Source organism: Massilia timonae, assembly GCF_001866515.1.
Classification (GTDB): Bacteria; Pseudomonadota; Gammaproteobacteria; order Burkholderiales; family Burkholderiaceae_D; genus Telluria; species Telluria timonae.
Map to the genome: position 1 here is coordinate 1,331,026 of NZ_JRYB01000001.1, position 21,436 is coordinate 1,352,461.

The 21,436-nt window shown below is 61.9% G+C and carries 15 protein-coding genes and 4 tRNA genes; 2 read left to right on the forward strand and 17 right to left on the reverse strand.

What is annotated here, in order from left to right:
* Nucleotides 1–36 precede the first annotated feature (36 nt).
* On the forward strand, nt 37–972 hold the full coding sequence (locus tag LO55_RS05810) for a class I SAM-dependent methyltransferase (RefSeq protein WP_083415185.1): 936 nt from the start codon (nt 37–39) through the stop codon (nt 970–972).
* Entirely contained in the window at nt 969–1,349 is a 381-nt protein-coding gene (locus LO55_RS26205; protein ID WP_143054458.1) for a hypothetical protein, read from the forward strand. The genes LO55_RS05810 and LO55_RS26205 overlap by 4 nt, the downstream gene beginning before the upstream one ends.
* Nucleotides 1,350–1,426: 77 nt before the next feature.
* Here the strand turns inward: LO55_RS26205 and rpoC are convergent, their stop codons facing one another.
* The 17 genes from rpoC to LO55_RS05895 form a co-directional block, all read right to left on the reverse strand.
* Complete coding sequence (rpoC, locus tag LO55_RS05815) at nt 1,427–5,671, reverse strand: DNA-directed RNA polymerase subunit beta' (protein WP_005663626.1); 4,245 nt, start codon at nt 5,669–5,671, stop codon at nt 1,427–1,429.
* Nucleotides 5,672–5,903: 232 nt separating this feature from the next.
* Entirely contained in the window at nt 5,904–10,013 is a 4,110-nt protein-coding gene (gene rpoB / locus LO55_RS05820; protein WP_005663627.1) for a DNA-directed RNA polymerase subunit beta, read from the reverse strand.
* 300 nt (nt 10,014–10,313) lie between these two features.
* Nucleotides 10,314–10,691, reverse strand: coding sequence for a 50S ribosomal protein L7/L12 (rplL, locus tag LO55_RS05825; protein ID WP_005663628.1), 378 nt, complete (start codon nt 10,689–10,691; stop codon nt 10,314–10,316).
* Nucleotides 10,692–10,748: 57 nt separating this feature from the next.
* Complete coding sequence (gene rplJ, locus LO55_RS05830) at nt 10,749–11,279, reverse strand: 50S ribosomal protein L10 (RefSeq protein ID WP_005663630.1); 531 nt, start codon at nt 11,277–11,279, stop codon at nt 10,749–10,751.
* Between the two features lie 272 nt (nt 11,280–11,551).
* A complete protein-coding gene (gene rplA / locus LO55_RS05835; RefSeq protein ID WP_005663632.1) occupies nt 11,552–12,253 on the reverse strand; it encodes a 50S ribosomal protein L1 in 702 nt (233 codons plus the stop codon).
* Nucleotides 12,253–12,684, reverse strand: coding sequence for a 50S ribosomal protein L11 (gene rplK / locus LO55_RS05840; protein WP_005663634.1), 432 nt, complete (start codon nt 12,682–12,684; stop codon nt 12,253–12,255). Before rplK ends, rplA begins: the two co-directional genes overlap by 1 nt.
* Nucleotides 12,685–12,795: 111 nt before the next feature.
* Nucleotides 12,796–13,416, reverse strand: a complete 621-nt coding sequence (nusG, locus tag LO55_RS05845) for a transcription termination/antitermination protein NusG (protein WP_005663636.1) — start codon at nt 13,414–13,416, stop codon at nt 12,796–12,798.
* A gap of 1 nt (nt 13,417) precedes the next feature.
* On the reverse strand, nt 13,418–13,804 hold the full coding sequence (gene secE / locus LO55_RS05850; protein ID WP_071360778.1) for a preprotein translocase subunit SecE: 387 nt from the start codon (nt 13,802–13,804) through the stop codon (nt 13,418–13,420).
* A gap of 36 nt (nt 13,805–13,840) precedes the next feature.
* Nucleotides 13,841–13,916, reverse strand: a tRNA-Trp gene (locus LO55_RS05855).
* A 108-nt stretch (nt 13,917–14,024) separates the two neighbouring features.
* The gene (gene tuf, locus LO55_RS05860; protein ID WP_071360779.1) at nt 14,025–15,215 is read right to left on the reverse strand and encodes an elongation factor Tu; all 1,191 of its coding nucleotides are present in this window, start codon (nt 15,213–15,215) and stop codon (nt 14,025–14,027) included.
* Nucleotides 15,216–15,300: 85 nt separating this feature from the next.
* Nucleotides 15,301–15,375, reverse strand: a tRNA-Thr gene (locus tag LO55_RS05865).
* Nucleotides 15,376–15,408: 33 nt separating this feature from the next.
* Nucleotides 15,409–15,482: transfer RNA gene (locus LO55_RS05870), tRNA-Gly, on the reverse strand.
* Between the two features lie 38 nt (nt 15,483–15,520).
* Nucleotides 15,521–15,605: transfer RNA gene (locus LO55_RS05875), tRNA-Tyr, on the reverse strand.
* A gap of 209 nt (nt 15,606–15,814) precedes the next feature.
* Nucleotides 15,815–17,350 (reverse strand): HDOD domain-containing protein, encoded by a 1,536-nt coding sequence (locus tag LO55_RS05880; RefSeq protein ID WP_071363694.1) that lies wholly within the window; start codon nt 17,348–17,350, stop codon nt 15,815–15,817.
* Nucleotides 17,351–17,363: 13 nt separating this feature from the next.
* A complete protein-coding gene (locus tag LO55_RS05885) occupies nt 17,364–19,010 on the reverse strand; it encodes a tetratricopeptide repeat-containing response regulator (RefSeq protein ID WP_071360780.1) in 1,647 nt (548 codons plus the stop codon).
* A 167-nt stretch (nt 19,011–19,177) separates the two neighbouring features.
* The gene (locus tag LO55_RS05890) at nt 19,178–20,137 is read right to left on the reverse strand and encodes a J domain-containing protein (RefSeq protein WP_071360781.1); all 960 of its coding nucleotides are present in this window, start codon (nt 20,135–20,137) and stop codon (nt 19,178–19,180) included.
* Nucleotides 20,138–20,269: 132 nt separating this feature from the next.
* Nucleotides 20,270–21,418, reverse strand: coding sequence for a class I SAM-dependent methyltransferase (locus LO55_RS05895; protein WP_071360782.1), 1,149 nt, complete (start codon nt 21,416–21,418; stop codon nt 20,270–20,272).
* Nucleotides 21,419–21,436 lie beyond the last annotated feature (18 nt).

Below are 21,436 nucleotides of genomic sequence, written 5' to 3' on the forward strand. Positions count from 1 at the left end.
CGTGGTTTGACCGGAACTCCACTCTGAGAGAACGCTGTGCCTGAGCGCATTTGTCCAGCATGCCATGCCGATGATACCGAGGCCGTCGACTCAGTCGATCGGGCGGATCTGATCCGCAGTTATCGCCAGAAAGGTATCGAGGTCGGCGCCTATCTTCATAGCGGCAGCATTACCTTGTGTCACTGCCACCATTGCGAACTGGGCTTTTTCGATCCAGCCTGCGTGGGTGATGGTCTCTTCTACGAGCAGCTGCAGACCCAGGACTGGTACTACCAGGACGACAAACCGGAATACGCCCAGGCGGCGACGCTGGTACGACAAGACAGCTCGGTCCTCGAAGTCGGCTGTGGCAAGGGAGCATTCCGGCGCTGGCTGCCGCAATCGATCCGGTACACCGGGCTCGAGTTCAATGACGAGGCCATACAAAAAGCGCGTGCGGCTGGGCTAGACGTCAGGAAACAGCCGGTCGAAGAGCATGCCGCCGTGGGCTCTCGCTACGACGTCGTGTGCGCTTTCCAGGTGCTGGAACACGTCGAGCATCCTAAACAGTTTTTCCATGCCTGTGTCCAGGCGCTCGAGCCCGGTGGAATCCTGATGATCGCCGTGCCGGCTCAGGACAGTTTCCTGGCCATCGCACCGAACTCTCCGCTCAATATGCCGCCGCATCACGTGACGCGTTGGACCGACCGCGCACTGACCAATTTGGCCCACAGTGAAGGCTTGCGCGAAGTCGACATCTGGCACGAACCCGTTGCCGACTTCCACAGAGACTGGCATGCGACAACGTTGGCCTACCACGCGCTGACTCGGTTCGGACTCTATCAGCCACGTTTGATCGACAACAGCGTGCGCTACCGGCTGCTGGCCCGGATGGTGCGTTTGCCTGCGGTGCGGAGGTATCTCGTACGAAGCGCACTGAAGGCCAGTCCCCGATTGGCAGTTGGGCACACCGTGATGCTGATTGCTTCATGAGCTCGAAAGACTTTCGGATGCGGCATCCCTCTCTTCGAATATTACTGACGCTTGCCTGCTTCGCCTGCCCCAGTATCGTGATGGCAGAAGTCAGCGACAAGGAACCGGTTGCTGTCCTGTTTTGGCAAGTGGGCCTGGCTGCAGCGCTTCTGTGTCTCTTCACCGCCCGCCTGAGGCCATGGCTTGGCGCAGTTTGCTTTGCTCCCGCAGCAATCTGGTTTGCCAGTCTGCTCCTGGAACTTCACTCACCCGACGTTAGCCTATATCTGCGACTTGAACAGGGCAACGGTTACTACCTGCAAGCATATGGCGCCTTCGCGCTTGCCGTAGCCGGACTGGTTGCCGGCTACCTGTGGCACCGCAGCAAACCGCCCTGACGATCCCAAGCGATGACCCATCAGGCAAAAAAAAACGGCACCCCTCAGGGTGCCGTTTTCGCTAACAACTTACGCGATCACTCGCCGTCGTCATGCTGCTCAGCCGAAGCCTGTGCAGTCTGCTGGTCTTCCATCGCCTGCAGCTCGGCAGCCATATTGGCCTTCTCTTGCTGCAGCAGTGCCTGACGCTCTTCCGCTTCCCACACTTCCTTCTCCTTGCGGGCGCGGTGGAATGCCAGACCGGTACCGCCAGGGATCAGGCGGCCGACGATGACGTTCTCTTTCAGGCCGCGCAGACCATCGCGCTTGCCCATGATCGCCGCTTCGGTCAGCACGCGGGTGGTTTCCTGGAACGATGCGGCCGAGATGAACGAGTCGGTCGACAGCGATGCCTTGGTAATACCCAGCAGCACGTTTTCGTACTGCGCCGGCAGCTTGCCGACGGCGTTGACCTTGTCGTTCTCTTCCAGCAGTTCCGAACGCTCCACCTGCTCGCCGACGATGTAGTCGGTGTCGCCTGCATCGGTGATCTGAACACGACGCAGCATCTGGCGAACGATCACCTCGATGTGCTTGTCGTTGATCTTCACGCCCTGCAGACGGTACACGTCCTGCACTTCGTCCACGATGTAGCGGGCCAGCGCTTCGATACCCAGCAGGCGCAGGATGTCTTGCGGATCGGCCGGGCCGTCCACGATCATCTCGCCCTTGTTCACCACCTGGCCGTCGTGCACCAGCACTTGCTTGTCCTTGGTGATCAGGAACTCGTGCTTGTTGCCGTCCATGTCGGTAATTTCCAGGCGCTGCTTGCCCTTGGTCTCTTTACCGAACGCCACGGTACCGGTGACTTCCGCCAGCATGCCCGCGTCTTTCGGCGAACGTGCTTCGAACAGTTCGGCAACGCGCGGCAGACCACCGGTAATGTCACGGGTCTTCTGCGATTCGGTCGGGATACGTGCCAGCACTTCACCCACGGTCGCTTGCTGACCGTCCTTGACCATGATCAGCGCGCCGACCTGGAAGCCGATCGTCACGGCGTGTTCGGTGCCGGCGATCTTCACTTCCTGGCCTTCTTCGTTCAGCAGCTTGACCTGCGGACGCAGCACCTTGCCCGAACCACGACGCTTCGGATCGATTGCCACCAGGGTCGACAGGCCGGTCACTTCATCGACCTGACGTGCGACGGTGACGCCTTCTTCGACGTTCTCGAAGCGGATCGTACCGGCGTATTCGGTGATGATCGGACGGGTCAGCGGATCCCAGGTCGCCAGGGCGGTGCCAGCCTTCACGGTCTGGCCATCCTTGACGATCAGGGTCGCGCCGTACGGCACCTTGTGACGCTCGCGCTCACGGCCGTGGTCGTCGGTGATCAGCACTTCGCCCGAACGGGTAATGACGATTTGCGCGCCCTTGCCGTTGGTGACGTAACGCATGGTCGCGGTGAAGCGGACCGTACCGTTCGACTTGGCTTCGACCGACGATGCCACTGCTGCGCGCGATGCCGCACCACCGATGTGGAAGGTACGCATGGTCAGCTGGGTACCCGGCTCACCGATCGACTGCGCTGCCACCACACCGACTGCTTCGCCGCTGTTGACCAGCATGCCGCGGCCCAGGTCGCGGCCGTAGCACTTGGCGCACAGGCCGTAGCGCGTGTCGCAGTTCAGCGGGGTGCGGACCTTCACTTCGTCGATGCCGACGCGTTCGATCTCTTCGACCATGTCTTCGTCCAGCAGGGTGCCGGCTTCGTACAGGGTTTCCTGGGTTTCAGGGTTGACGACGTCGGTGCCTGCCACGCGGCCGAGGATACGGTCGCGCAGGGCTTCGATGACTTCACCGCCTTCGACCAGCGCCTTCATGTGGGTGCCGTTGCTGGTGCCGCAATCGTCTTCGATCACCACCAGGTCTTGCGTCACGTCCACCAGACGACGGGTCAGGTAACCCGAGTTCGCGGTCTTCAGTGCCGTATCCGCCAGACCTTTACGAGCGCCGTGGGTCGAGATGAAGTACTGCAGAACGTTCAGGCCTTCGCGGAAGTTCGCGGTAATCGGCGTTTCGATAATCGAACCGTCCGGTTTCGCCATCAGGCCGCGCATACCCGCCAGCTGGCGAATCTGGGCTGCCGAACCACGGGCGCCCGAGTCGGCCATCATGTAAATCGCGTTGAACGATTCCTGGGTGCCTTCGGTGCCGTCGCGCTTGGTGACCGGCTCGATCTTGAGCTGGTCCATCATCGCCTTGCCGACTTCATCCGAGGTCTTGCCCCAGATGTCGACGACCTTGTTGTAACGCTCGCCGGCGGTAACCAGACCCGAGGCGTACTGCTGCTCGATCTGTTTCACTTCGGCTTCGGCGGTCGCGATCATGCCCTTCTTGACGTCCGGGATCAGCATGTCGTCGACGGCGATCGAGATGCCGGCGCGGGTCGCCAGGCGGAAGCCCGACTGCATCAGCTTGTCCGCGAAGACGACGGTCGCACGCAGGCCGCACTTGCGGAACGACGTGTTGATCAGCTTCGAGATTTCCTTCTTCTTCAGCGCGCGGTTCAGCACCGAGAACGGCAGGCCTTTCGGCAGGATCTCGGACAGGATCGCACGGCCAACGGTGGTCTCGTAGCGGGTCAGGGTCTGGTCGAAGCCGCCTTCGGCGTTCTTCGGGAACTCGACGATACGCACGGTGATGCGGGTCGCCAGTTCGACTTCCTTGTTGTCGTACGCGCGGATGACTTCCGACACGTCCGGGAACATCATGCCTTCGCCCTTGGCGTTGATCGCCTCGCGCGACGCGTAGTACAGACCCAGCACGATATCCTGCGACGGCACGATCGACGGTTCGCCGTTCGATGGGAACAGGATGTTGTTCGACGCCAGCATCAGGGTACGCGCTTCCATCTGCGCTTCGATCGACAGCGGCACGTGGACTGCCATCTGGTCACCGTCGAAGTCGGCGTTGAACGCCGCGCAGACCAGCGGATGCAGCTGGATTGCCTTGCCTTCGATCAGGACCGGCTCGAACGCCTGGATACCGAGACGGTGCAGCGTAGGCGCACGGTTCAGCATGACCGGGTGTTCTTTGATGACTTCTTCCAGGATGTCCCAGACCACTGGCTCTTGCACTTCGACCAGCTTCTTCGCGGCCTTGATGGTGGTCGCGAGACCCATCAGTTCCAGCTTGTTGAAGATGAACGGCTTGAACAGTTCCAAGGCCATCAGCTTCGGCAGACCGCACTGGTGCAGTTTCAGCTGTGGACCCACCACGATGACCGAACGGCCCGAGTAGTCGACGCGCTTACCCAGCAAGTTCTGACGGAAACGACCGCCCTTGCCTTTGATCATTTCGGCCAGCGACTTCAGCGGACGCTTGTTGGCGCCGGTCATCGCTTTGCCGCGACGGCCGTTGTCCAGCAGCGAGTCGACCGCTTCCTGCAGCATGCGCTTTTCGTTACGCGTAATGATCTCTGGTGCGCGCAGTTCCATCAGGCGCTTCAGGCGGTTATTACGGTTGATGACGCGGCGATACAGGTCGTTCAGGTCGGACGTGGCGAAACGGCCGCCGTCCAGCGGGACGAGCGGACGCAGCTCTGGCGGCAGGACCGGCAGAACTTCCATGATCATCCACTCAGGCTTGATGCCCGAACGCTGGAACGCCTCGAGCACTTTCAGGCGCTTGGCGTATTTCTTGATCTTGGCTTCGGATTTCGATTCCTTGAGCTCCACGCGCAGGGCTTCGGCATCGCGGTGGATGTCGATCGAGCGCAGCAGTTCACGGATGCCTTCGGCGCCCATGAATGCGGTGAAGTCGTCGCCGTACTCTTCGTACTTGGCGGCGTAGTCGTCTTCCGACATGATCTGGCTCTTCTTGAGCGGGGTCATGCCAGGATCAGTGACGACGTATGCTTCGAAGTACAGCACGCGTTCGATATCGCGCAGGGTCATGTCCAGGACCATGCCCAGACGCGACGGCAGCGATTTCAGGAACCAGATGTGGGCAACCGGCGAGGCCAGTTCGATGTGGCCCATGCGCTCGCGGCGCACTTTAGCCAGGGTAACTTCGACGCCGCACTTTTCGCAGATCACGCCGCGGTGCTTCAGGCGCTTGTACTTGCCGCACAGGCATTCGTAGTCCTTGATCGGGCCAAAGATCTTGGCGCAGAACAGGCCGTCACGCTCGGGCTTGAACGTACGGTAGTTGATGGTTTCCGGCTTCTTGACTTCGCCGAACGACCACGAACGGATTTTTTCAGGCGACGCCAGGCCAATCTTGATGGCGTCGAAACTCTCGTTTTGCTGAACTTGCTTGAATAGATCGAGCAGTGCTTTCATGTATCACTCCAGAGGTGATTGATTCTGTACTGAGTACTACTACCGCCAGCTTCTCGCCGATTTTCGCCGGCGTTTGCCCAACCCGCTAGTTTACCCTAAAAAGCGTCATCCCCGCGCAGGCGGGGATCCAAGTTTGCCGGCGATATCACCGGGCTTAGGCCCCGGACTGCTCCGGGGCGACGGGTCAAGGGCGCGGGCCTAACCCGAAGGCTGGCGGCCATGCTGGCCCTGCTTAGTTGCGCTCGAGATCGATGTCGATACCCAGCGAACGGATTTCCTTCACCAGCACGTTGAACGATTCCGGCATGCCGGCGTCGATCACGTGGTCGCCCTTGACCAGGTTCTCGTACACCTTGGTACGGCCGTTCACGTCGTCCGACTTCACAGTCAGCATTTCCTGCAGCACGTACGATGCGCCGTACGCTTCCAGTGCCCACACCTCCATCTCACCGAAGCGCTGGCCACCGAACTGGGCTTTACCGCCCAGCGGCTGCTGCGTCACCAGCGAGTACGGGCCGGTCGAACGCGCGTGCATCTTGTCGTCGACCAGGTGGTGCAGCTTCAGCATGTGCATGAAGCCGACGGTGACCTTGCGCTCGAACGCTTCGCCGGTGCGGCCGTCGAACATGGTGACCTGGTTCTTCGACGGCGTCATGCCCAGGTGGGCAGCGATGTCGTCCGGGAACGCCAGGTCCAGCATGCGGCGGATGTCTTCCTCGTGGGCGCCGTCGAACACCGGGGTCGCGAACGGCACGCCGTTCTTGAGGTTCTGCGCCAGGCTCAGGATTTCTTCATCGCTGAAGCTGTCCAGGTCTTCCTTGCGGCCGGTTTCGTTGTAGATCTTGCCCAGGAAGGTGCGCAGATCCGCCGCCTTCGCTTGCGCCTGCAGCATTTCGCCGATGCGCCAGCCCAGGCCCTTCGCTGCCCAGCCGAGGTGGGTTTCCAGGATCTGACCGACGTTCATACGCGACGGAACGCCCAGCGGGTTCAGCACGACGTCGGCAGGACGACCGTCCGCCATGAACGGCATGTCTTCCACCGGCACGATACGCGAGACCACACCCTTGTTACCGTGGCGGCCCGCCATCTTGTCGCCCGACTGCAGGCGGCGCTTGACGGCCAGGTAGACCTTGACCATCTTTTGCACGCCAGGCTGCAGTTCGTCGCCCTGGGTCAACTTCTTGCGCTTCTCTTCGAAGGCCAGGTCGAACTGGTGACGCTTTTCGTTGATCGATTCCTTGATCGCTTCCAGCGCGTTCGCGGTGTCGTCGTCGGCCGGACGGATGTCGAACCAGTGGAACTTGTCCAGGTCCGCCAGGTATTCCGAGGTGATCGCCGCGCCCTTGGCCAGCTTCTTCGGACCGCCGTTGACGATCTTGCCGACCAGCATACGCTCCAGACGCTCGAAGGCATCGCCTTCCACGATACGCATCTGGTCGTTCAGATCCAGGCGGAAACGCTTCAGCTCGTCGTCGATGATCTGCTGGGCGCGCTTGTCGCGCTGGATGCCTTCGCGGGTGAACACTTGCACGTCGATCACGGTGCCGACCATGCCCGAAGGCACGCGCAGCGAGGTGTCTTTCACGTCCGACGCTTTTTCGCCGAAGATCGCGCGCAGCAGTTTTTCTTCAGGCGTCAGCTGGGTCTCGCCTTTCGGGGTGACCTTACCGACCAGCACGTCGCCGGCTTGCACTTCGGCGCCGATGTAGACGATGCCCGATTCATCCAGGCGCGCCAGCTGGTTTTCTGCCAGGTTCGAGATGTCGCGGGTGATTTCTTCCGCGCCCAGCTTGGTGTCGCGAGCGACCACCGACAGCTCTTCGATGTGGATCGAGGTGTAACGGTCGTCCTTGACGACGTTTTCCGAGATCAGGATCGAATCCTCGAAGTTCAGGCCGTTCCACGGCATGAACGCCACCAGCATGTTCTGGCCCAGTGCCAGCTCGCCCAGGTCGGTCGATGCGCCGTCGGCAATCACGTCGCCACGGGCAACGCGGTCGCCAACCTGCACGATCGGACGCTGGTTGATGTTGGTGTTCTGGTTCGAACGGGTGTACTTGATCAGGTTGTAGATGTCGACGCCGACTTCGCCAGCCTGCGCTTCATCGTCGTTCACGCGAATGACCACGCGACCGGCATCGATGTAATCGACCACGCCGCCACGCAAGGCCTGCACGGTGGTGCCCGAGTCGACCGCGACGGTGCGCTCGATACCGGTGCCGACCACGGCTTTTTCTGGACGCAGGCAAGGCACGGCCTGGCGCTGCATGTTGGCGCCCATCAGTGCACGGTTCGCATCATCGTGCTCCAGGAACGGAATCAGCGATGCTGCGACCGACACGATCTGGCCCGGGGCGACGTCCATGTACTGGATGCGCTCTGGCGAGACCAGGATCGTTTCGCCGGCTTCACGCGCCGAGACCAGTTCGTCGACCAGCTGGCCTTCGTCGTTGATCTTCGCATTCGCCTGGGCGATGATGTAGCGGCCTTCTTCGATCGCCGACAGGTATTCGATCTTGTCGGTGACTTTCGAATCCTCGACCTTGCGGTACGGGGTTTCCAGGAAGCCGTATTCGTTCAGGCGGGCGTACAGAGCCAGCGAGTTGATCAGGCCGATGTTCGGGCCTTCAGGCGTTTCGATCGGGCACACGCGGCCGTAGTGGGTCGGGTGCACGTCGCGCACCTCGAAGCCGGCGCGTTCGCGGGTCAGACCGCCCGGTCCCAGTGCCGAGACGCGGCGCTTGTGGGTGACTTCCGACAGCGGGTTGGTCTGGTCCATGAACTGCGACAGCTGCGACGAACCGAAGAATTCGCGGATCGCGGCCGAGATCGGCTTGCTGTTGATCAGGTCGTGCGGCATCAGGTTGTCCGCTTCGGCCTGGCCGAGGCGTTCCTTGACGGCGCGTTCCACGCGCACCAGGCCGGCACGGAACTGGTTCTCAGCCAGTTCGCCGACGCAACGCACGCGGCGGTTACCCAGGTGATCGATGTCGTCGACTTCGCCGCGGCCATTGCGCAGCTCGACCAGGATCTTGATCACGGCCAGGATGTCTTCGTTCGACAGGGTCATGTCGCCGGTCAGTTCGTCACGGCCGATGCGGCGGTTGAACTTCATGCGGCCGACAGCCGACAGGTCGTAGCGTTCCGGCATGTAGAACAGGCCGTTGAACAGGGCTTCGACCGATTCTTCGGTTGGCGGTTCGCCAGGACGCATCATGCGGTAGATCGCCACGCGTGCGGCGGTCTGGTCGGCGGTGTCGTCGGTGCGCAGGGTTTGCGAGATGTAGGCGCCCTGGTCCAGATCGTTGGTGTACAAGGTCTGGATGTCGGTCACGCTGGCGTCGCGCAGCTTGCCCAGCAGTTCTTCGGTCAGCTCGTCGTTGGCCACGGCGATGATCTCGCCGGTGTCCTGGTCGACGATGTTCTTGGCCAGCACGCGGCCCAGCAGGTAATCTTCCGGCACCGAAATGCTCTTGATACCGGCGGCTTCGATGTCACGGACGTGCTTGGCGTTGATACGCTTGTCCTTGGTGACGATGGTCTTGCCCGACTTCGGATCGACGATGTCGAAGCGCGCGACTTCGCCGCGCAGACGCTCGGAAACGAACTCGAGTTCGCCGCCGTCGTTACGCAGGGTGAAGTTGTCGAAGACGAAGAAGTTCGCCAGGATCTGTTCCGGCGTCATGCCGATGGCCTTCAGCAGGATCGTTACCGGCATCTTGCGACGACGGTCGACGCGGAAGAACAGGATGTCTTTCGGGTCGAACTCGAAGTCCAGCCACGAGCCGCGGTAAGGAATGATACGTGCCGAGAACAGCAGCTTGCCCGACGAGTGGGTCTTGCCGCGGTCGTGTTCGAAGAACACGCCAGGCGAACGGTGCAGCTGGGAGACGATGACGCGCTCGGTGCCGTTGATCACGAACGAACCGTTCGTGGTCATCAGCGGCAGCTCGCCCATATAGACTTCCTGCTCTTTCATTTCCTTGACGACTGGCTTGGTCGGCGATTCCTTGTCCAGGATCACCAGACGCACCTTGGCGCGCAGCGGCGACGCGAAGGTCAGGCCACGCTGCTGGCACTCTTTCACGTCAAACGCAGGGTCGCCCAGCACATACGACAGGAACTCGAGGCGCGCAAAACCATTGTGCGACACGATAGGGAAAATCGAGGAGAAGGCCGATTGCAGGCCTTCGTTCTTGCGCGAGGACGGAGCGAATTCGGCCTGCAGGAAGTTCTCGTAGGATTCCAGCTGGGTAGCCAGCAGGTAGGGAACGTTGTGAACGTTGGCGCGCTTCGCGAACGACTTGCGAATGCGCTTCTTCTCAGTAAATGAGTAGTGCATGGACACTCCGTGAGTGACAGAAAGGATGGAGAATTCAGGAATTGCCAGTGGCGAACGCCACTACCACACGCAAGCCCTGAAGTCTCTTACTCTTTCGCGCCAGATGAAAAGGACAAGCAAACTGCTGTGATACGATGCTGCTGAAACGGGGTACTACTTATTCCCTGTCGCCATGTAAATCTCGACGTTTGCCGCAGGGACGACAAAAGAGCCAAAGCCGCATCCCCTGCCTTCCGGCAGGTTTTGCAAGCTTTGACTCCCGCGCTGGGCACTGTATTTCAAGCGCCCGGTGCTTATGTATTACTTCAGCTCGGCCTTGGCGCCAGCTTCTTCCAGCTTCTTCTTAGCGGCTTCAGCGTCAGCTTTTGGCAGGGCTTCTTTCACGGTCTTCGGTGCGCCGTCGACCAGGTCCTTGGCTTCTTTCAGGCCCAGACCGGTGATTTCACGGACTGCCTTGATGACGCCGACCTTGTTCGCGCCGACTTCCGACAGAACAACGTTGAACTCGGTCTGCTCTTCAGCAGCAGCTGCACCGCCAGCGGCGCCGCCAGCTGCCGGTGCTGCCATTGCAGCTGCCGACACGCCGAACTTCTCTTCGAATGCCTTGACCAGTTCGTTCAGGTCCATGACGGACATTTCGCTCACTGCGTTCAGGATATCGTCTTTGCTAATTGCCATTTGAAACTCCAGTTGTATATTGTGTGTAGTTAGTACTTGAGAAAAAAGGCTGCGCTATTAAGCTGCAGCGGTTTCTTCGGCTGCAGGAGCAGCTTCCGAACCTTCGCCTTTTTTCGCTGCCAGTGCAGCCAGACCACGTGCAAAGCCCGACACCGGAGCCAGCATGACGCCCAACAGCTGCGAGATGAGGACTTCACGGGATGGGATGCTTGCCAACGCGGTAACACCAGCTACGTCGAGCTGCTTACCTGCGTAGTTACCGGCTTTCAGGACCAGCTTGTCGTTGGTTTTCGCGAAGTCGGCGAGGACTTTAGCGGCAGCAACGGCGTCGTCCGAGATCGAGTAGATCAGCGGACCGGTCATGGCGTCAGCCAGCGGGGCAAACTGCGTGCCTTCAACAGAGCGGCGAGCCAGCGTGTTCTTCAGAACACGCAGGTACACACCCTGGGCACGTGCGGTTGCACGGAGCTTGGTCAAGTGACTAACCTGGATGCCACGGTACTCAGCCACGACGATGGTTTGCGCAGTTGCTACTTTTGCGGAAACTTCTTCGACGACGACCTTTTTGTCATTCAGATTAAGACCCACGGTCAATCTCCTTAAATGATATGAACGGATGTCCATATCGGTTCGAACACACGGCGTCCGAAGTTAAGAAGTCTTAAAACTGGGCGGATACATTCACACAGCTGGACTACAAAACTTGTTCGGGTACACCATCTGCGTTGGGTGGTCTATTAACCGTCAGCTCAACCTCTGCTTTCGGCCCAACGGTCTTTGATTGCCTGCCGGGGCGGTGTTCAGCTCCGACAGCCCAAAGATGCGCCCAGTGCCGAAGCACCGGGACTTAATGCTGTTACTTAGGCAGCAGCCGAGATCGAAGCGTGATCGACACGGACGCCAGCGCCCATGGTCGACGACAGGGCGACCTTACGCAGGTACACGCCTTTCGAGGTGGCCGGCTTGGCCTTGTTCAGTGCGTCGATCAGGGCGACCAGGTTGGTCTTCAGATCTGCGTCGCTGAACGACTTGCGGCCGATGGTCGCGTGGACGATACCTGCCTTGTCGGTACGGTACTGGACCTGACCGGCTTTGGCGTTCTTGACGGCGGTAGCGACGTCAGGGGTCACGGTGCCGACTTTCGGGTTCGGCATCAGGCCGCGTGGGCCCAGGATCTGACCCAGGGTACCGACGATACGCATGGTGTCTGGCGAAGCGATCACGATGTCGAACGGCATGTCGCCGGCCTTCACGCGCTCTGCCAGGTCTTCCATGCCGACCACGTCGGCGCCGGCTGCCTTGGCAGCTTCAGCCTTGTCGCCCGAAGCGAACACAGCGACGCGCACGGTCTTGCCGGTGCCAGCTGGCAGCACGACCGAACCGCGGACCACTTGATCCGACTTCTTCGGGTCCACGCCCAGTTGAACGGCGACGTCGATCGACTCGTTGAACTTGGCGGTGGCGAATTCCTTGATGATCGACACAGCGTTGTCGAACTCATAGACCTTGTTACGGTCAACTTTTGCTTTGATTGCTTTGACGCGCTTGGACAGCTTAGCCATTACAGACCCTCCACCGTGATGCCCATCGAACGTGCCGAGCCAGCGATGATACGCACTGCTGCGTCCATGTCGGCGGCGGTCAGGTCCGGCTGCTTGGTTTTTGCGATTTCTTCAGCTTGAGCGCGGGTCAGCTTGGCAACCTTGTCGGTGTGCGGCTTGGCCGAGCCCTTGGTGATGCCGGCGGCTTTCTTGATCAGGTAGGTTGCCGGTGGGGTCTTCATCACGAAGGTGAAGGACTTGTCGGCGAACGCGGTGATCACGACCGGGATCGGCATGCCTGGTTCCATACCCTGGGTCTGCGCGTTGAACGCCTTGCAGAATTCCATGATGTTCAGGCCACGCTGACCGAGTGCAGGACCGATCGGTGGGGATGGGTTTGCCTTACCAGCTGGGACTTGCAGCTTGATAAAGCCAATGATTTTCTTTGCCATGTCTGGCTCCTATCTTGACTTGAGTAGTAGCGCCCCACCACGACTACTCGTCTCGGCGGGGCTCCTCTTACCGGATTCCGCCTGACTACTGCGACGCTCCGATTAAAGCGTTTAGACCTTTTCGACTTGCCCGAACTCCAGTTCCACCGGAGTCGAACGACCGAAGATGGTGACTGAGACACGCACCTTCGATTTTTCGTAGTTGACTTCCTCGACGTTGCCGTTGAAGTCGGTGAACGGGCCTTCCTTGATGCGGACTTGCTCGCCCACTTCGTACAGCACTTTTGGCCGTGGCTTTTCGACACCCTCTTGCACCTGCTGCATGATCTTGTCGATCTCGCGTGCTGGGATCGGGGTCGGCTTGTTCGATTTGCCGCCGATGAAACCGGTGACCTTGCTGGTGTTCTTCACCAGGTGCCAGGTTTCGTCGGTCATTTCCATCTCAACCAGCACGTAGCCCGGGAAGAAGCGGCGCTCGGAAACGGCTTTGGTGCCGTTGCGCATCTCGACGACTTCCTCGGTCGGCACCAGGATCTGGCCGAACTGGTCTTGCATCCCTGCGCGCTCGACGCGCTCGTTCAGGGCGCGCATCACGCTCTTTTCCATGCCCGAATAGACATGGACGACGTACCAGCGCTTGTTGCTGACCGGGACGCTCAGCGGCGCAGCCGCAGCGTCTTGTGCCGGGACATCGCCCGGCACTGGTGCATTGTCTTGCACGTTATCGCTCATGTTATTTCCAACCCAGGACAAAGTCGTACAACAGGAGCTCGAGAAGCTTATCCGTGCCCCACAGGAAAATCGCCATCACGACCACGAAGGCGAACACGATGCCGGTGATCTGCATGGCTTCGCGGCGGGTAGGCCAGACGACCTTCTTGGTCTCGCGCACCGACTCCTTGGCGAAGCTCAGGAAATCACGGCCAGTGGTGGAAGTCCACAAAAGCAGGACAGCAAAAACTAAACCAGCCACGAGGGCGCCTGCGGCGACCAAGGCTGGTTTGTTCTGGCCAGTCAGGTAGAAGAACCCGACGACGCCTGCAATCGCTGCAACCACCGCCAGCGCGACCTTGAACTTTTCATTCGAGGTGCTGACAGTTTGCACGGATTGATTAGACATTCTTCTTTACTTTCGGTGCTGCGCACCAGAATTCGGTGGCAGGGGCGGAGGGAATCGAACCCGCGACCTTCGGTTTTGGAGACCGACGCTCTGCCAATTGAGCTACACCCCTACGAAAACTTTACTGCTGAATCCAGCATTATACAGCAAGCGCGCGCTCGCTGGCAATGCTGTTCGAGGGAAACGGAGATGTTTCCGTTTCCCTCTATCGCCTGATGAATTAGGCGATGATTTTTGCCACGACGCCGGCGCCGACGGTACGGCCGCCTTCGCGGATTGCGAAGCGCAGACCTTCTTCCATCGCGATCGGAGCGATCAGCTTGACGGTGATCGAGACGTTGTCGCCTGGCATGACCATTTCTTTGTCTGCTGGCAGTTCGATCGAACCGGTCACGTCAGTCGTACGGAAGTAGAACTGAGGACGATAGTTGTTGAAGAACGGGGTGTGACGGCCGCCTTCGTCTTTCGACAGGACGTAGATCTCACCGGTGAAGTTGCTGTGTGGCTTGATCGAGCCTGGCTTTGCCAGAACCTGACCACGCTGCACGTCTTCACGCTTGGTGCCGCGCAGCAGCAGACCGACGTTGTCGCCAGCTTGACCTTGATCCAGCAGCTTGCGGAACATTTCCACGCCGGTGCAGGTGGTCTTGACGGTGTCAACGATACCGACGATTTCGATTTCTTCGCCGACTTTGATCACGCCGCGCTCGACACGACCGGTCACGACGGTGCCGCGGCCCGAGATCGAGAACACGTCTTCGACTGGCATCAGGAAGGCGCCGTCAACAGCACGTTCCGGGGTTGGGATGTAGCTGTCCAGGGCTGCTGCCAGGCGGGTGATGCACTCTTCGCCCATTTCGCCTGGCTGGCCTTCCAGCGCCATACGTGCCGAACCCTTGATGATTGGCAGGTCGTCGCCTGGGAACTCGTACTTCGACAGCAGTTCGCGCACTTCCATTTCGACCAGTTCCAGCAGTTCTGCGTCGTCGACCAGGTCGCACTTGTTCAGGAACACGATGATGTATGGAACGCCAACCTGACGCGCCAGCAGGATGTGCTCGCGGGTCTGTGGCATTGGGCCGTCAGCGGCCGAGCACACCAGGATCGCGCCGTCCATCTGCGCAGCACCGGTAATCATGTTCTTGATGTAGTCGGCGTGGCCTGGGCAGTCAACGTGAGCGTAGTGACGGTTTTCGGTTTCGTACTCGACGTGCGCGGTGTTGATGGTGATGCCGCGTGCTTTTTCTTCTGGAGCCGCGTCGATCTGGTCGTAGGCCTTGGCTTCGCCGCCGAATTTCTTCGACAGGACGGTAGCGATTGCAGCCGTCAGGGTGGTTTTACCGTGGTCAACGTGACCGATGGTGCCGACGTTCACGTGCGGCTTGGTCCGTTCGAATTTACCTTTTGCCATTTCAGACTCCTAAGATCTAACGATATTTTGGGGATTACCAGGCACACCTGACGGACGAGTGCAACGCGACTGCCGTACAAAATTCTGGTGCCCTTGACGTGGATTGAACACGTGGCCTCTCCCTTACCAAGGGAGTGCTCTACCACTGAGCTACAAGGGCTGATTTTTGCGATGTAGAAACCACCGCACTAACTGGAGCGGGTGAAGGGAATCGAACCCTCGTCGTAAGCTTGGAAGGCTTCTGCTCTACCATTGAGCTACACCCGCGAGGTACAACTTCAAATCCGACTTCACGATCTTCTTTTTGGTGGTGGGGGCTGGATTCGAACCAGCGTACTCAGAGAGGGCAGATTTACAGTCTGCTGCCTTTAACCACTCGGCCACCCCACCGCGAAGAACCGCAGAGTATGAAGCAAGCTCAACGTACTGTCAATCAGGTTTTGGTAGAAGATTTTCTACTTCGCCTGACAGCGTTGCTTCGGGGCGTGATTGTAACGGTCGGACTGTAAAGCTGCAAGGGTGATTTTGCCAAGTGCGAAAAAATCTTTATGAACTGATTCGGAATAGTTCCGACGGCACGTCCGCAGAATCGGACAACCCTACGGGTTCGGCCCCGCCGGCGCCAGCGCCGCCAGCACCTGCGCCTTGAGCGCCTTGATCAGGGCCGTCTCGTCCGGCGCCACGCCCTCGGGCGCGGGGAAGATGCGGTCGGCGTAGATCAGGCCCAGCCCGGCCTTGCCGACCACCAGCGGCAGGACGATGAAACTCTCGGCGTCCGGCAGCAAAGTCTTGTACCAGGCCGGCAGCAGGTCGCGGATCCTGGGGCTGAAGGCGTCCGCGATCATCATGTCGGCGTCGTTCTCGAGCGCCAGGTGGAACACGTCGCGCGTGAAGGCGCAGGGGAAGACGAAACCGTCCTGCAGCGGGGCGCTGCCCTCGCCCAGCGACACCCGCGCGCGGAACTGTTTCGTGCGCGCGTCGCGCAGGCAGACGGTGGCGAAGCGGAAGCCCAGCGCGCCGTACAGGGTCTCGAGCACGGCCATGATGATGTCGTTGAGGCCGGCGCCGGACCCGCCCAGCAGGGTCACGTCCTGCACGCCCGCCAGCAGCAGGTCGCGCGCATTCTTCGGCTTGCCGCTGGGGTGGAACTCGCCCTCGTCGTCCTCGCCCGCGTCCAGGGTGGCCAGCGCCAGCACGTTCGGCAGGCTGCTGGCGGCCTTCGGATCGGTCTTCGGCGCGCGCTCCATGTTCATGCTCTGCAGCATGCCGTTCATGCCTTCCTGCACCTCGTCGTACAGCGCCACCATGGCCGGATGGTCGACGCCCAGCGCCGCGCCATAGCGCCGTATCAGTTCCTGGGTCTCGGTCGCAGCGGCCGGATCGTGATGGCGCCCCATCAGGCGCGCCACATCGCGGCTGAAGGCGGCCACCTGCCGCATCCATTCGTCGCGATCAAACGCGGCCTCGAGCGGTCCCGGCGGCAGCGTCGCCTGGGCCTGCACGATCAACCCTGGCATCTGCCACTCGCGCAAGATCGCCTCAGACAAAACCTCAAAGCTGCAGCCCAGGATCAGCTGCGCAGCCTGGCTGGGAGTATGCTTGCCGGCCGCCACGAACGCGGCGATTTCCCGGTAGCGCTCCGGCTCGTGGCTGGCCAGCAGCAGCGCGCCCAGGTTCTTGAACAGCGCGCAGATCGCCGCTTCCTCGGCCCCGGGGATCGGGCTGTGGCGCGCCAGCTCGCGGCCGACCAGGCTGGCGCACAGGGCGGCTTCGAGCTCCACCCGCACGCCGTGCTCGGCGGTGTCGAGCGCATCGACCAGCAGCATCGCCAGCGCGGCGGCGCGCACATTGTCGAAGCCGAGCAGGGAAATGGCGCGCGAGATCGTCGTTACCGGCGTGCCGGACAGGGTGCGGTACTGGACCGTGTTGGACAGGCGCAGGATGCGCTGGGTCAAGGCGACGTCGGACACCACGTAATACGCGAGGTCGGCCGTGCCCAGGTCGTCGCTATATCCCATGCCGATCACCTGTGCGATGGCGCCGCCCAGCGTGAACATGCGTTCGGTGCCGCTGAGCTTGCGCATCAGGGCGGGTCGCACGCGGCGCGGGGCGCAGTCCTGGGGGATGTCGGCCATGGCGTCGCTCCGCTCAGCCGGCCTTGCGCAGCGGCGCTGCAGCATGCGCGCCTTGTTTGTATTGTTTCAGCACCTGCTGGTGCAGCGCCGCCAGCGCCGGCAGCTTGGGATTGAGCGCATCGAGCTTGCGCACATTGCCGATCAGGCCCGGCAGCTGGGCGCCGAGGCGATTGTCCCAGCCCTCGTGCTCGAGGCAGCGCAGCACCGCCAGCGCGGCATTGAAGGCCACCGCAGGATTGCTCGGCAACTTGGTGGCCGCTTCCAGCATCAGCCGCACCGCGCCCTGGTAGTCGCCGTCCCTGGCGCGCGCGGCGCCGCCGGCGACCAGGTCGACCACCTGCTGGCGGCTCTGCTGGGCCAGCGTCTGCGCCAGCTCGCCCTTGCCGGCCTGCTCCAGCACGCCCATGGCGCGGGTGACCATGGCGTCGCTCGAGGCATTGCTCATCACCTCGCGCACGATCTCGGAAGCGCCTTCTTCGCGGCCATTGTCGATGCAGGTGCGCGCCAGCTCGAGCTTGAGGTCGGGCGACAGATTGGGCGCATCCTTGCTTGACGCCAGGGCCGCGCCCAGCGCTTCGCCCAGGCGCTGCTCGTTGCCGGTGTATTCGTGCACCAGGGCCGAGGCGATCGCGCTGCACAGCGGGGTATTGGCGCGCCCGCCCATCGAGCGGTCGAGGTCGCGCACCATGGCGGCGGCCCCGACGGGATCGCCCTTGTGCACCAGCGCGCGCACCAGCTTGACGTGATCCTCGGGGTCGCGAAATTCGGAGTATTTGGCCTTGCCCACCACCTGGCGCAGGGCTTTCTCGGCGGTGTCGACGTCGCCCGCCTCGAAGGCGGTGTCGGCCAGGGTGCGCAGGCGCCGCACGGCATGCGGCGACACCGCCACCGCGTCGCTCAGCACCGCCTGCGACTTCTGCAATTCGCCGACCGCCGCGTGGGTGCGCGCCAGCCAGTCGTAGGCGTCGACGAAGTTGCGGTTGGTGTCGACCAGGTCTTCCAGGATGTCGCGCGCCTCGGTGAATTGCTTGCGCACGAACAGGGTCTTGGCCAGGCCGAGCCGGGCCCAGGCGATCGCCTTGATCTCGACCAGGTGGCGATAGATCGGCTCGGCCTGGTCGGCCTGGCCCAGGAACATGTGCAGCTCGGCGCGCAGGCGCAGGAAGTCGACCGCGTAGCGCGCGTGCAGGCGCTGGCCTTCGATGCAGGCGGCGATCGCCTCCTCCTGGTCGCCCGCTTCCATCAGGGTGTACACCGGCAGGAAGGCATTGCGCTTGTCGAGGGCGCGTGCGATGCGCTCGAGCAGGCGGTCGGCGGTGAACGGCTTGAGGATGTAGTCGGTGGGCGCCAGCTCGGCGGCGCTGACCACCTTGCTGTGGTTGCCTTCGGCCGTGACCATGAAGAACATGGTGGCCAGCTGCATCAGCTTGTGGTGGCGCAGGTCTTCCAGCAGTTGCTGGCCATCCTGGCCGCCTTCGAGGTCGTATTCGCACAGGATCATGTCGAACTGGCGCAGGCCAAGATGCTTGACGGCCTGGTTGGAGGTGCTGGCGTGCTCGATCCGGGTCAGGCCGCACAGCGTGAGCATGCTGTGGATGCTGGCCCGCATCCCCGCGTGGGGCTCGATGATCAGGGCCGTCAGGCCTTCCAGTTCGTTCATGATGGTCCGTGTAAGCCTGCGTTGGGCGTGGCGCCGCGGCTGCATGGGCGCGCGGCATTCGGCCAGTATATTACGGCGCGGAACGAAAATAATGAAATCGGGGTAGGTCCTGACACGAGAAAGTGTCAGTACGCCGAAAAAACGACAGCCAGCTGATTGTGGGCCGCTTATTGAATATCGGCCGCAGCCTGGCGCAGGGCCGTATGGCGGCCGTCGCATTCGGACTTGCTGGCGCCGTCGACCACGTTCTGGTAACGCACCTCGTACTTGCCGGCGGCCAGCTTGTCGAAGGTGAAGTTCGAGCGCTGCTGCACGAAGGCGTGCCTGACGTTGGCGCGGCGGTCGAGGTCGTACAGCTTGACGAATACCGGCGCCGCGTTGGCGCTGTTGTCGACCACGACCTGCATCTCTGTCCCCTCGTTGCCGACCGGGTAGCCGGGCAGGTAGGAAGACTCGAGCGGCCAGGGATCGCCGCTGGGCGACGCCAGGGTCTGCAGGTCGGTGCTGCAGTCGGGGGCGCGGGCCGGCACCGCCAGCTGGGTGACGGCGAGCGCGCGCACCTCGGGCGGCGGGCCCTTGGCGCCGTCCGGGCCGATGCGGCGGGCCCAGTCGTCACTGCTGGCGTCGACGCCCAGCGCGTCCGGGCGGCCGGTCTTGACGGGGTCCTGGGCGATGCCGCCCCAGGCCAGTGCGCTCGGGATAATGTTGGGTTGTTGTTCGATCGTCAGCACGGCGACGACGGCGCCGGCCACGAAGCAGCCCGACATGCCCAGCCACCAGCGCGGATTGCGCCACTGGCGTTTGCGGCGCGGCTTGGGCGGCGGCTGCCCCTCCCAGTTGTCGGCGTTCTTGCGCGGCTGGCCTTCCTTGGCGTTCGAGCTTTCCAGCCACTCGACTTCCCACTCCTCGGCGGCGATCCATTCGTCGTGCTCCTTGCGGCGGACGGGATCGGACAGGACGTTGTAGGCGGTATTGACGACCGCCATGATGCGGGCGGACTTTTCGTCGCCCGGGTTTTTGTCGGGGTGATATTTCTGGCTCAGGGCCTTGTAGGAAGCACGAATGACTTCCTGGGGCGCATGACGCGACACCTTCAGGTTGTCATAATGTGTATGAATCTTGGCCATGATCTGTCAAGTCTACCCGCTTCTACCCTGCGCGTTTTGTCTGTCCTCGGCCGAAGCCCGTCATGTGACGAGACGCGGGAATATCTCACAGCTTAGCCGGATTTGTGTCCGCTGTGCAAGATATCATAAAGTCTACAAGCGATGACTGCGGTCCGCGCGCACGATTGGCTCTGGCAATTCTACGTCCTGTCCGACCACCAGGACCTTGAACAATTCGCCCATTTCAGCAGGAGAAACCAGCTTTTGCACGGCGCGCGACCGGGGCAGGAAATGCTTGGCGTCTTCGGGGTCGTTTTCCAGCAACAGTTCGCCGATCCCGGCACCGAGCAGGAAGGAAGCCTGGCTCATATACGCCAGCACCGGCAGGCCGGCATCCTGGGATGCCAGCGCCATCGCCGTGAAATCGACGTGGGCGGTGATGTCCTGCAGGCCGGGCAAATAAAAGGGATCCGGGTGCGCATGGTGGCGGTAATGACACATCAGGGTGCCGCCGATGCGCTGGTCGAGGTAATACTCGTGGGCCGGGAAGCCGTAGTCGAACAGGATGGCGGCGCCGCGGCCGCCCGCGAACATCGCCGCCAGCGAGCGCATGAAGCCGGCGCCGACCGGGTGCAGTTCGGTCACATAGCCTTCGATCATCTGCTCGTGGTCCGGCACCTGGCGCGCCAGCTGGGCGGCCAGTTCAGCGCCGAGCGGCGCCTGGACGAAGGCGAAGGCGCCGTCCTCGACCGTGACCATTTGCCGGCGCCAGCCGTCGCCGGTACGGATCACCAGCTCGACCGGCATGGCGTCGAGCACCTCGTTGGCCAGCACCACGCCGCTGAACCGGTCCGGCATGGCGTCCAGCCAGCGCATCTGCGGCAGGTCGGCCAGGTTGGCCTGCTGGCGCGCGCGCAATTCGCCGGACAGTTCGATGATGGTGTAGGAGCGCACCTCGACACCCTGCCTGGCCAGCTCGGCCAGGACGTCGCGCGCCAGGCGGCCGGTGCCGGCGCCGAACTCGATGATGTCGGGCGCGCTTTGGGCGATAATAGCGGCTGCCACACGCGCCACGGCCGCCCCGAACAGCGGCGTCATCTCGGGCGCGGTGGTGAAGTCGCCGCTCGCGCCGAGCTTGGCCGCGCCGCCGCTGTAATACCCGAGCCTGGGCGCATACAGCGCCAGTTCCATGAAACGAGAGAATGCGATCGCACCGCCGTGCTGTTCGATGTCGGCGGCGATGAGCTGTTGCAGGGAATGGGACGCGGCCAGGGCGTCGGTATCGGGTGCGGGCAGGGACATGCCGGCATTGTAGCCAGA

What these genes read in the sequence shown, in the direction of transcription:
- LO55_RS26205 (WP_143054458.1), top strand. Translation starts at nt 969, where the DNA reads ATGAGCTCGAAAGACTTTCGGATGCGGCATCCCTCTCTTCGAATATTA.
- rpoC (WP_005663626.1), bottom strand. Translation starts at nt 5,671, where the DNA reads ATGAAAGCACTGCTCGATCTATTCAAGCAAGTTCAGCAAAACGAGAGT.
- LO55_RS05895 (WP_071360782.1), bottom strand. Translation starts at nt 21,418, where the DNA reads ATGTCCCTGCCCGCACCCGATACCGACGCCCTGGCCGCGTCCCATTCC.
- LO55_RS05890 (WP_071360781.1), bottom strand. Translation starts at nt 20,137, where the DNA reads ATGGCCAAGATTCATACACATTATGACAACCTGAAGGTGTCGCGTCAT.
- rpoB (WP_005663627.1), bottom strand. Translation starts at nt 10,013, where the DNA reads ATGCACTACTCATTTACTGAGAAGAAGCGCATTCGCAAGTCGTTCGCG.
- rplK (WP_005663634.1), bottom strand. Translation starts at nt 12,684, where the DNA reads ATGGCAAAGAAAATCATTGGCTTTATCAAGCTGCAAGTCCCAGCTGGT.
- tuf (WP_071360779.1), bottom strand. Translation starts at nt 15,215, where the DNA reads ATGGCAAAAGGTAAATTCGAACGGACCAAGCCGCACGTGAACGTCGGC.
- LO55_RS05880 (WP_071363694.1), bottom strand. Translation starts at nt 17,350, where the DNA reads ATGGCCGACATCCCCCAGGACTGCGCCCCGCGCCGCGTGCGACCCGCC.
- LO55_RS05885 (WP_071360780.1), bottom strand. Translation starts at nt 19,010, where the DNA reads ATGAACGAACTGGAAGGCCTGACGGCCCTGATCATCGAGCCCCACGCG.
- nusG (WP_005663636.1), bottom strand. Translation starts at nt 13,416, where the DNA reads ATGAGCGATAACGTGCAAGACAATGCACCAGTGCCGGGCGATGTCCCG.
- rplL (WP_005663628.1), bottom strand. Translation starts at nt 10,691, where the DNA reads ATGGCAATTAGCAAAGACGATATCCTGAACGCAGTGAGCGAAATGTCC.
- secE (WP_071360778.1), bottom strand. Translation starts at nt 13,804, where the DNA reads ATGTCTAATCAATCCGTGCAAACTGTCAGCACCTCGAATGAAAAGTTC.
- rplA (WP_005663632.1), bottom strand. Translation starts at nt 12,253, where the DNA reads ATGGCTAAGCTGTCCAAGCGCGTCAAAGCAATCAAAGCAAAAGTTGAC.